12 protein-coding genes, 1 tRNA gene and 1 pseudogene are annotated in these 9913 nt (G+C 67.5%); 8 read left to right on the top strand and 6 right to left on the bottom strand.

What is annotated here, in order from left to right; all coding sequences use genetic code 11:
* The 5 genes and pseudogenes from Q0A15_RS13590 to Q0A15_RS13610 all read left to right on the top strand — a co-directional run.
* Window positions 1-282, top strand: a pseudogene (locus tag Q0A15_RS13590) (hypothetical protein); the annotation flags it as partial.
* Between the two features lie 172 nt (window positions 283-454).
* Window positions 455-1315 (top strand): methylenetetrahydrofolate reductase, encoded by an 861-nt coding sequence (locus tag Q0A15_RS13595; RefSeq protein WP_291280064.1) that lies wholly within the window; start codon window positions 455-457, stop codon window positions 1313-1315.
* Window positions 1312-2223, top strand: a complete 912-nt coding sequence (gene purU, locus Q0A15_RS13600) for a formyltetrahydrofolate deformylase (RefSeq protein WP_291280065.1) — start codon at window positions 1312-1314, stop codon at window positions 2221-2223. The genes Q0A15_RS13595 and purU overlap by 4 nt, the downstream gene beginning before the upstream one ends.
* A 96-nt stretch (window positions 2224-2319) precedes the next feature.
* Complete coding sequence (locus tag Q0A15_RS13605; RefSeq protein ID WP_291280066.1) at window positions 2320-3729, top strand: aminomethyl transferase family protein; 1410 nt, start codon at window positions 2320-2322, stop codon at window positions 3727-3729.
* 123 nt (window positions 3730-3852) lie between these two features.
* Complete coding sequence (locus Q0A15_RS13610; protein WP_291280067.1) at window positions 3853-4449, top strand: PadR family transcriptional regulator; 597 nt, start codon at window positions 3853-3855, stop codon at window positions 4447-4449.
* A 136-nt stretch (window positions 4450-4585) separates the two neighbouring features.
* On the opposite strand, the gene Q0A15_RS13615 is transcribed toward Q0A15_RS13610, so the two are convergent.
* A tRNA-Ser gene (locus Q0A15_RS13615) sits at window positions 4586-4673 on the bottom strand.
* Window positions 4674-4765: 92 nt separating this feature from the next.
* On the opposite strand from Q0A15_RS13615, the gene Q0A15_RS13620 reads away from it, so the two are divergent.
* Genes Q0A15_RS13620 through moaA form a run of 3 tightly spaced genes read left to right on the top strand, consistent with a single transcriptional unit; the run spans window position 4766 to window position 6782 of the window.
* A complete protein-coding gene (locus tag Q0A15_RS13620; RefSeq protein WP_291280068.1) occupies window positions 4766-5251 on the top strand; it encodes a MogA/MoaB family molybdenum cofactor biosynthesis protein in 486 nt (161 codons plus the stop codon).
* Entirely contained in the window at window positions 5248-5703 is a 456-nt protein-coding gene (locus tag Q0A15_RS13625) for a molybdenum cofactor biosynthesis protein MoaE (RefSeq protein WP_291280069.1), read from the top strand. Before Q0A15_RS13620 ends, Q0A15_RS13625 begins: the two co-directional genes overlap by 4 nt.
* Window positions 5700-6782, top strand: a complete 1083-nt coding sequence (gene moaA, locus Q0A15_RS13630) for a GTP 3',8-cyclase MoaA (protein ID WP_291280070.1) — start codon at window positions 5700-5702, stop codon at window positions 6780-6782. The genes Q0A15_RS13625 and moaA overlap by 4 nt, the downstream gene beginning before the upstream one ends.
* 22 nt (window positions 6783-6804) lie before the next feature.
* On the opposite strand, the gene Q0A15_RS13635 is transcribed toward moaA, so the two are convergent.
* The 5 genes from Q0A15_RS13635 to Q0A15_RS13655 form a co-directional block, all read right to left on the bottom strand.
* Entirely contained in the window at window positions 6805-7044 is a 240-nt protein-coding gene (locus tag Q0A15_RS13635; protein ID WP_291280071.1) for a MoaD/ThiS family protein, read from the bottom strand.
* The gene (locus Q0A15_RS13640) at window positions 7041-7988 is read right to left on the bottom strand and encodes a DUF6457 domain-containing protein (RefSeq protein WP_291280072.1); all 948 of its coding nucleotides are present in this window, start codon (window positions 7986-7988) and stop codon (window positions 7041-7043) included. Before Q0A15_RS13640 ends, Q0A15_RS13635 begins: the two co-directional genes overlap by 4 nt.
* On the bottom strand, window positions 7985-8458 hold the full coding sequence (gene moaC / locus Q0A15_RS13645) for a cyclic pyranopterin monophosphate synthase MoaC (RefSeq protein WP_291280073.1): 474 nt from the start codon (window positions 8456-8458) through the stop codon (window positions 7985-7987). Before moaC ends, Q0A15_RS13640 begins: the two co-directional genes overlap by 4 nt.
* Window positions 8455-9660, bottom strand: a complete 1206-nt coding sequence (glp, locus tag Q0A15_RS13650) for a gephyrin-like molybdotransferase Glp (RefSeq protein WP_291280074.1) — start codon at window positions 9658-9660, stop codon at window positions 8455-8457. Before glp ends, moaC begins: the two co-directional genes overlap by 4 nt.
* Window positions 9657-9913: rhodanese-like domain-containing protein (locus Q0A15_RS13655; protein WP_367273399.1), on the bottom strand; the 257-nt coding region annotated here is incomplete at its 5' end. The genes Q0A15_RS13655 and glp, both read right to left, overlap by 4 nt.

A 9913-nucleotide genomic window follows, 5' to 3' on the forward strand; every position in this document is an offset into this window, starting at 1 on the left:
GTGGCCCCGTCCGACGGGTCGGAGGAGTCGGGCGCGGAGGGCTCCGGTACGGAGAGTGAGGCGGAGGAACCCGCCGCTCCCGACGCGGGCGCTGCCGCCGACTCCGGCGATGAAGCAGACGGCGAGAGCAAGGAGCAGGTCGTGGCCGGGGGCGGCAACGGCGGCGACGGCGGCAACCTGGCCCACACCGGCGCCACGGTGCTTTCGATCGCGCTCATCGCGCTCGGTCTAGGAGGCGCCGGCTGGGCGCTGCTGGCGAACTCGCGCAGGCGCGCGGCATAGCGTTGGCCAGTGGGCTCGGCGGAGGCGCCGAGTCGTCAGGGAACGGTCCCCGGATCTCCAAGGTTCGGGGACCGTTCTGTGCGCGTTCGGACCGAAAGAATCAACCCTTGCGCATCACTATGGACATAGTTATTGTGTGAGAGACGGCACAACGACGAGTCGAGGAGGGCGCATGGCCCACGAACACACCGCCGCGGCGGACCTGGTCAAGGGGTTCTCCCTGGAGATGACCGGTAAGGACATCGAGCCGCTGCGTGAGGCGGCTCCGTTCATCCCGCAGGGCACTCGCGTGAACGTGACCTTCCTCGGCAACGAGGACCTCCAGATGCGCGTTGCGGCGTCCGCCGAGGTGAAGCGGCTCGGTTTCGTTCCTGTGCCGCACCTGTCCGCCCGTCGACTGCACGATGAGGATGAACTGGCGACCTTCCTCGACGAACTGGCGAAGGTCGACGCAGCGGAGCATGTCTTCTCCGTGGGCGGCGACCCGGCGGAACCGCTCGGCCCCTTCCCGGATGCACTCACCGTCATCAAGTCCGGCGCCCTCCAAAAGGCAGGCGTCAAGAGCGTCGCGATCTCCGGTTACCCCGAGGGCCATCCGGACATTGCGGAGAACGTGCTGTGGGAGCACCTCGAGGCAAAGTCTGCCGCCCTGGCGGAGGCTGGACTGGATGCCACCATCCTGACCCAGTTCTCCTTCGACGCGGACGCCGTTCTGGCTTGGATTGCCGAGGTTCGGCGGCGCGGCATCACCGCCCCGATCCGCGTGGGTATTCCCGGGCCTGCCGGCATCAAGCGACTGCTCGGCTACGCCAAGCGCTTCGGAGTGGGCTCCAGCGCGGGCATCGTCAAGAAGTACGGCTTCTCGCTGACCCACCTGATCGGTTCTGCCGGCCCGGACAAGTTCGTGGCGGACCTGGCCGCAGGCCTGGCCCAACTGCCCAATGCCGGTGAGGTGGGCGTTCATCTGTACACGTTCGGAGGACTCAAGGCCTCAGCCCAATGGGCCTCGGCGGCCCAGGAGGCCTCGGCATGACCATCGAAGCAGATCTGAGATCGGTGGCTTCCGCACCGGATCCGAGCGACCCGGCGGCCAAACGTGGTTGCTTGTTGGTCAAGGGACCGGATCAGCCGGGAATGGTGGCCGCAGTGACCACTCGACTCCGAGATGCAGGCGCCAATATCGTCTCCCTGGACCAGTACTCCGACGATCCCGACCACGGCGACTTCTTCCAGCGGGTGGTCTTCCAACTCGAGGACCTCCACAGCCGCATCCCACAGCTGCAGCAGGAACTTGACAGCCTGCTGACACCGCTTGGTTTCACGTTCAGCCTCACGGAACGGGCCAAGCGCAAGCGGATGGCGATCCTGGCTTCCAAGTCCGATCACTGCCTGCTTGACCTGCTCTGGCGCTACCGTCGCGGTGAGCTGCCCGTGTCCATCCCCATGGTGATCTCCAACCACACCGAGTGCGTGGAAGACGTGCGCAGCCTCCAGGTTCCCTTCTTTCACGTCCCCTCCGCCACGGGTGAGGACAAATCGGCATCGGAAGCGAAACTGCTTGAGTTGCTGAAGGGCAATGTGGACTTCGTGGTTCTGGCCCGCTACATGCAGATCCTCTCCGACGACTTCCTCAAGGAGGTCGGCGTCCCGGTCATCAACATCCACCACTCCTTCCTGCCCGCCTTCATCGGCGCTGCCCCGTACAAGCGGGCCAAGGAACGCGGTGTGAAGCTGATCGGCGCCACGGCCCACTACGTGACCGGAGACCTGGATGAGGGCCCCATCATCGAGCAGGACGTGGCCCGTGTGGACCACTCCATGACCGCCGCGGATCTGCAGCGCCGTGGCGCCGACGTGGAACGCGCAGTGCTCTCCAGAGCGGTGCTCTGGCATGCGGAAGACCGCGTGATCAGGCACGGCAACCACACCGTGGTCTTCTGACGCCACCGCGCGCAACCGCCGCCTACCCGGCTTTCGAGTTTCCCCCTATCAATGCCATCGACCATCCCGACAATCTCAAGGACGAGAGGACCAACCATGGCCAACGAACAGAACCTCCAGCAGCTCCTGGACTCCACGAACCCCGTGGACCTGCTGCGCAACTCCCAGATCGGCTCCTATATCTACCCGGTGGTCCCCGCGGACTTCACCAACTGGATCAAGGAGCAGAAGGCCTGGCGTGAGACCGCCGTGCTCTACGACCAGTCCCACCACATGGACAACGTGTTCCTGAAGGGCTCGGACGCCATCAAGCTGATCTCCGACACCGCCATCAACTCGGTGGCCAAGTTCGAGGTCAACCAGGCCAAGCAGTACGTTCCCACCACGTCCGCCGGCCACGTGATCGGCGACGGCATCCTCTTCCGTGAGGCCGAGGACGAGTACACCTACGTGGGCCGTGCCCCTGCCTCCAACTGGCTGCTCTACCACGGCGAGACCGGCGGCTACTCCAACCTGGACATCGAGGTGGACCGTCGTAGCCCCTCCCGCCCCTACGGCCACGCCGTGCCCCGCCGCTACTACCGCTTCCAGATCCCGGGCCCCAATGCCTGGCCCATCATCGAGAAGCTCAATGGTGGCCCGCTGGAGCAGCTGCGCTTCTTCCGCATGTCCACGATGACCATCGCGGGCCGCACCGTCCGCACGCTGCGTCACGGCATGGCAGGCGCCCCTGGTCTGGAGATCTGGGGTCCCTATGAGGACCACGACGTCATCCAGGAAGCCATCGTCACGGCAGGCGCAGAGTTCGGCCTGCTGCCCGTGGGCTCCCGTGCATACCCGTCCAACACCCTCGAGTCCGGCTGGATCCCGTCCCCGCTGCCGGGTATCTACACGGGCGAGGCCGAGCGCGGCTACCGCGAGTGGCTCGGCGTGGACTCTTACGAGGCCACCGGCACCCTGGCGGGCTCCTTCGTCTCGGACAACATCGAGGACTACTACACCACGCCGTGGGAGCTCGGGTACGGATCCTTCGTGAAGTTCGACCACGACTTCATCGGCCGCGACGCGCTGGAGAAGATCGACCCCGCGACGCAGCGCCGCAAGGTCACCATGGCTTGGGACGCAGAAGACCTCGGCAAGGTCTGGACCTCACTGCTGAACGTGGATGGCCCGCAGTACAAGTTCTTCGATCTGCCGCTGGCCAACTACGGTTCCGCGAACTACGACGCCATCATCGACGCGAACGACAACGTGGTTGGCTACTCGATGTTCACCGGCTACTCCTCCAACGAGCGCCGCGGACTCTCCCTCTCCATCGTCAACCCGGACGTTCCCGAGGGTGCAGAACTTCGTGTGGTCTGGGGTGAGCCCAACGGCGGTTCCTCCAAGGCTTCCGTGGAGCCGCACGAGCAGACCGAGGTCCGCGCCGTGGTCTCCCCGGTGCCGTACTCCACGGTGGCTCGCGACACCTACCACGGCGGCTGGCGCACCAACTACTCGGAGTGAGTCCAGGGTCTTGATGCCCGACGGCGCGTACCCGACTTGGTCGGGCACGCGCCGTCGGGCATGGTGTCTACGATTGCTTGAAGGCCGCAGCAGCGGCCGGACCACCACCTGGAAGAGGAGACCGTGAGCCTGCGATTCGCCCTGCTGACCCTGCTGCGTGTGGGTCCGTTGTCCGGATACGACCTGAAGAAGCAGTTCTCCATGTCGGTGGGATACGTGTGGCATGCCCCGGACTCTCAGATCTATCCGGAATTGAAGCGGATGGCCCGCGACGGGCTGCTGGAACCGGAGGACGTGCCGCGTGGCCCCAAGGGGACGCGGACGATCTATCACGTGACGGACGAGGGTGAGGCAGCCTTCCTCGACTGGTTCGAGCAGATGCCCACGTATCAGCGGCAGCGCGACCCGGCGAGCCTGCGCGCTGCGTACCTGGAATCGGCCACGGCCCAGCAGCAAACGGCTTTCTTCGAGACGCACCGTGCGCACTGGCAGGGGGAACTGGACCGTGATTCCGCCGAGCTCGAGCGGCTCAAGGCCCGGACCTCTCCGGCGCTGCTGCGGCGGCTGGAACATCTGGCACCAGGGGAGCGGGACGCTGCCGTGGCCTGGAAGGTGTTCGCCTACGAGGGGTTGGTGGCCCGGGCGGAATGGGAACTGCAGTGGGCCCAGCGGGGTCTGGACCTGGTGGGGCGGTTGGAAGCCAACCCAGCTTCGGTTTGATTCCCAATTTCAGCCGATCGCGGTGATCTGGCTGAAGTTGAGAACTTCGCCGACGTTGCGATCGGCCGCGCACTTCGGAATGGCGAAGCCCCTCAAGATCAGCGGAATCTCGCTGTTCTTGAGGGGCTTCCAAGAGCGGTGACGGTGGGATTTGAACCCACGGTACGGGGTTACCGTACACAACATTTCGAGTGTTGCACCTTCGGCCGCTCGGACACGTCACCAGGCCACAGCAGTCTACGGCACCGTATGAGTCCTGCCCAAACCGAGGTGTGCAACCAGACAGTCCGCAGCCGCACTGCGTAGCATTGATCCCATGCAGTCTTCCCGTCGCACCGCCACCGTGGTGACCGTCTCCGACCGGTCCTTCTCAGGGGCGCGGGAGGACCGTTCCGGGCCTCTGGCGGCCTCGCTTCTGCACGACGCAGGGTGGTCGGCAGACGTCGTGGTGGTGCCTGACGAACTTGACCAGATCGCTGACGCGATCCGCTCCGCCGCGGCGCGTGGGGACTCACTGGTGGTCACCACGGGAGGCACGGGACTGGGTCCGCGGGACGTGACGCCGGAAGCCACCGAGCCGTTGCTGGACAGAACCGTCCCGGGGATCGCGGAACGGATCCGAACCGTAGGTGTCGAGAAGCTACCCCAGGCGATGCTCTCGCGGGGGTTGGCGGGTATCGTCGGGCACAGCCTGGTGGTGAATCTTGCCGGTTCTCCAGGCGCCGTGGCGGATGGTGTACCGGTGATCCTCACGGTGGCCGGCCACGTGGCAGATCAACTAAGGGGAGGAGACCACCAGTGATCGTCTTGACTCAGCTGACGCTCGATTCCCTGGACGTCGCGGCCCACGTGGACGCCGTCGCGTCACCGCAGGCCGGAGCGAGTGCAGTATTCATCGGCACCGTGCGTGATCACGACCCGGAGGCCGCAGGGGAAGTGGTGACGCTTGAGTACTCGGCACACCCGGACGCCGAACGCATTCTCGGTCAGATCGCAGCGCAAGCGGACGCTGACCACGAACAGGATCCAACAGGTCTCCGGATCGCGGTGTCGCACCGTGTGGGCAAGCTGGGCGTTGGAGAGGCAGCGATCGTCTGTGCGGTCTCGTCCGCTCACCGGGCGGATGCCTTCGACGTGGCCAGGGACGTGGTGGAACGGGTCAAGGCACAGTTGCCGGTGTGGAAGCGCCAGATCGAGTCAGACGGAACCTCCGGCTGGGTGGGGCTGGGAGGCCTTGAGGACGTGAGCGCGTGAGCGTCGTGTCCTTGGGCATGCCGACCCTGCCGCGTAGGGCATCCGACCCGCTGGAGGCGAGGCCGGTGGGTGAGGATGTGTGGGAAGGCCCGCTCGTGGACCGCTTCGGCCGGGTCCACAAGGACCTGCGCATCTCCCTGACGGACAAGTGCAATCTGCGCTGCACCTACTGCATGCCTGCAGAGGGTGTGCAGTGGTTGCCCAAGCAGAACCTGCTGACCACGGACGAGATCGAACGAGTGGCCTCCGTGCTGGCACGCCTCGGGATCGAGGAGATCCGTCTGACCGGCGGTGAACCGCTCCTGAGGCCGGACATCGTGGACGTGGTGGGCCGCCTCTCGACGTTGCATGGTCCGTTCGGACCGCTGGAGATCTCCATGACCACCAACGCCATCCGCTTGGATCGCAAGGTGGAGCAGTTGGTCGAGGCCGGGCTGACACGCGTGAACATCAGCCTGGACACCGTGAACCCAGAACGCTTCAAGAACCTCACCAGGCGGGAACGCTTCGAGGACGTGGTGCTCGGCATCGAGGCCGCTCGGGACGCGGGATTGCACCCGTTGAAGCTCAACGCCGTGGCCATGCGCAACGTGAATGATGACGAGTTCTGCGACCTGCTGCGCTTCGCCGTGAAGTACCAGGCCGAGCTGCGCTTCATCGAGCAGATGCCCTTGGATGCCGGGCACACGTGGTCCCGGCACACCATGGTTCCCGGGCAGGAGATCCTGGACCAGCTCTCTTCCGAGTTCAGCCTGGCTCCGAAGGGGGAGCGCGGCGCCAGCCCTGCCGAGGTGTTCACCGTGGACGGCGGACCAGCCACGGTAGGTGTCATCGCCTCGGTCACGGCGCCGTTCTGCGGTGCGTGCGACCGAGTCCGACTCACGGCCGACGGGCAGCTGCGCAATTGTCTCTTCGCCCGCGACGAATCGGATCTGCTCACCCTGATGCGTGGTGGCTGCACCGACGAACAGATCGCCGCGATGGTCCGTTCCTCGATCGAGGCCAAGCTTCCAGGGCACGGGATCAACGACCCAGGCTTCCTGCAGCCGGACCGCCCCATGTCCGCCATCGGCGGCTGAGTGGCGCCGAAACGGATGAGTCTCACCCGCCGGCAAACGGGGGGAGCACGTCCACGGTTGCGGAATCCGGCACCACGGTTTCATCGTCATCGAGCCGGGTGCCTTCGGCCAAGAGGGAACACCGTCCAAGCACGCGGGCGAACTCCGGCCCATGCGCCTCGATCAAGGCAGAACGCAGGGCAGCCAGGTTCAGCGGGCCGTCCACGACGGACTCGTCCAGCCCTGCGGCGTCAGCCGCACCTGCAAAGAACCGGATCTTCACTTGGCCCCCTTCGCGGAATCGCCGGAGTCGTCGCCGTCGGGGTGGGTCTCTCGCCAGGCCTCGACCCGCGCGGAAACCGCCGAGGCGGCGTCCTCGACCGACATCCCGGCAGCCACGGCCTGCCCCATCAGGTAGGTGGTGATCGGCCCGCCGGGACGGGTGACGGTGTGCGCCACGTCCCGTGTCAGATCCAGCAGCAACTCGGTGGGCACGGTCGCTGGGTCCAGCCCCAGCGCGGGTGCCACCTCGGCGATCCACTCCGGTAGTTCGGGTGGCGGTGTGCGGTGCATGGGGCTCTCCTTCGCGTAGTTTCTGACATCGTCCCAGGTATCCAGATCCACGGCATCCCCCCGCACGTCGGGCACCCGCCGCAGACACAACGGTCCGACGACGCGGCGCAGCGGAGCGCCGTCCACGTCGCCCGCAGCGGCGAGCGCCGCCGTCAGGGAGGGGACCCGGTAGAGCCCGGCCAGCCATTGGTCGCGGCCGGTGGCGTCCTGGATGATGGCGCCGTCCTCTGCGTCCCCCAATGGCCGGGCGGCGAGGGCCGTGTGGATCGTCTCGACGAGTCCGGCGGCGCGCGGGAGGTCGCAGGCCAGCAACCAGACCAGGCCAGGGACGGAAGAATGCCCGACGACGTGTGTCTCCGCTGCGCTGTTCGTCGACAGGGCGCTCAGCCCAGCCGCGAGCGCGGCGGCCGGGCCGCCGAAGGCGGGTTCCTCGCGGGTGACGAGGACACCCCGTCGGGCAAGATGTTCTGGTCCCACCAACACCAGCGGGGAGACTCCCGAGAGCGCTGCCAGCGCGTGATCCACGAGGGCCGCTCCGTCCACCTGGACGGATGCCTTGTCGGCTCCGCCGAGGCGGGAGGCCCGGCCCCCGGCGACGACGATGCCTGCAGCGCGCTCGCCACCTGTGCGGACGTGGGGGAGGGCGGCACTCATGCGCGGTGCCAGTCCCCGCTCTTGCCGCCGGTCTTGGCGAGCAGCTCGATGCGTTCGATGGCGACGGACTTGTCCAGGCCCTTGAGCATGTCCACCACGGTGAGGGCGGCGACGGAAACGGCGGTGAAGGCCTCCATCTCCACCCCGGTGCGGTCGGCGGTGCGCACGGTCGCGGTGATCTCGACGCCGGAGTCCTGGATCTCCAGGTCCACGGTGGCGCCGTGGACGCCGATGACGTGGGCCAGCGGCAACAGTTCGGGGGTCTTCTTGGCTGCCTGGATGCCGGCGATCCGGGCCACGGCGAGCACGTCTCCCTTGGGGACGGACCCGTCCCGCAGCGCGGCGACCACGGTGGGGGAAGCCATGACGTGCCCGCGGGCGGTGGCGGAGCGGACCGTGGGGACCTTCTCGGTGACGTCCACCATGCGGGCGTGCCCGGCGGCGTCCAGGTGGGTGAATTGTTGACTCATGCGAGCACCATGACGGTGACGTCATCTCCTTCGTTGACCCGCTCCACGTGGGCGGGGATGAGTGCGAGCGCCTGGGCCTTGGACAGGGAGGCGACCAGATGGGAACCGGAACCGCCGCTCGTGGCCGCCGCCACGCCGTGGTCTCCGACGAAAACGGCGGGCAACACCTGGGCACGGCCGGGCGGGGTCTTCCAGGAAGCGGAGGCTGTGCGGGTGATCTCCGGGCGGAAGAGGTCGGTGTGGCCTGCGAGCTTGCGCAGGGCGGGGCGGACGAAGACCTCGAAACAGGTCGCGACCGCCACCGGGTTTCCGGGGAGCGCGAAGATGAGCGCGTCGTCGTCCCGAACCCCGAACCCTTGGGGTTTACCGGGTTGGATGCCGACCTTGTCGAAGCGAACGCCGCGGGGAGCCAGGGTCTCCTTGACGACGTCGTAGGCGCCGACGCTGGCTCCCCCGGAGAGGATCACAGCGTCGGCCTCGGCGGCATCCACGAGTGAGGCCAGACGTTGACCTTCGTCGTCGCGGACCCTGTCCACGGAGGCCAGCTCCATCCCGGCGGCTCGCAGGGCGGCGGTGAGGACCACGGAGTTGGACTCCGGGATCTGCCCGCGCGTGGGGTTCGCGGATGGATCGATCAACTCCGAGCCCGTGGAGATCACGGCCACGCGGGGGCGGCGGTGCACGGGAACCTGGCCATACCCGGCGGACGCCACCGCCCCCAGCTGCCAGGGTCCAAGCACCGTTCCCGCAGCGAGGGTGACGGCACCGTCGGCGATGTCCTCGCCCCGCCTGCGGATGTGGGCACCCGGCTTCGGCTCGGTGGTGACCTCGATCCAGGCCGGTACCCCATGCTCGTCGGCCGGCCCAGCGGTGACCTGCTCGATCGGCACCACGGCGTCGGCCTGCGTGGGCATCGGTGCGCCGGTCATGATGCGGGCTGCCTGGCGCGGCCCCAGTGCGGGATCCTCGCCGCTGCCGGCAGGAACGTCCGCCACGACCTCCAGACGCGCACCAGCTTGGGCCTCGGTGCGGTGGACGGCGTACCCGTCCATGGCCGAGTTGTCGAAGAGCGGAACTGGCCAGCGGGACACGAGGTCCTCAGCCAGGACGCAGCCCCCGGCCTGCTCAAGGGGCACCGTGACGACGGGCAGTGGCTTCGCCGCATCCAGGATGCGGGCGCGGTGCTCCTCCCAGGGGATCATGCTTCTCCTTCGGTTGCGCTCTGGTGCGCTGCGGTGGGTCCGTGGTCGGCGTACCCGCCGGACAGCACCCGGATGTCCGTCTCGGGGTTGGCGGCTGCCAGCGCGTGGGCCGCGGCGCGGGCCCGCGGGCCTTGCTGACAATGCACGACGATCGGTGCGGCCGGCGCGGGAGCCGCGCCGTCGGCGTCGGGCAGGGGAATGCGCGCGGCGAGCGCCGCCACGGCGGCGGTGGGGTCGGCCAGGACGTCGGGCA

Origin of the sequence: Galactobacter sp. (assembly GCF_022712295.1) — a bacterium.
Lineage (GTDB): Bacteria > Actinomycetota > Actinomycetes > Actinomycetales > Micrococcaceae > Galactobacter.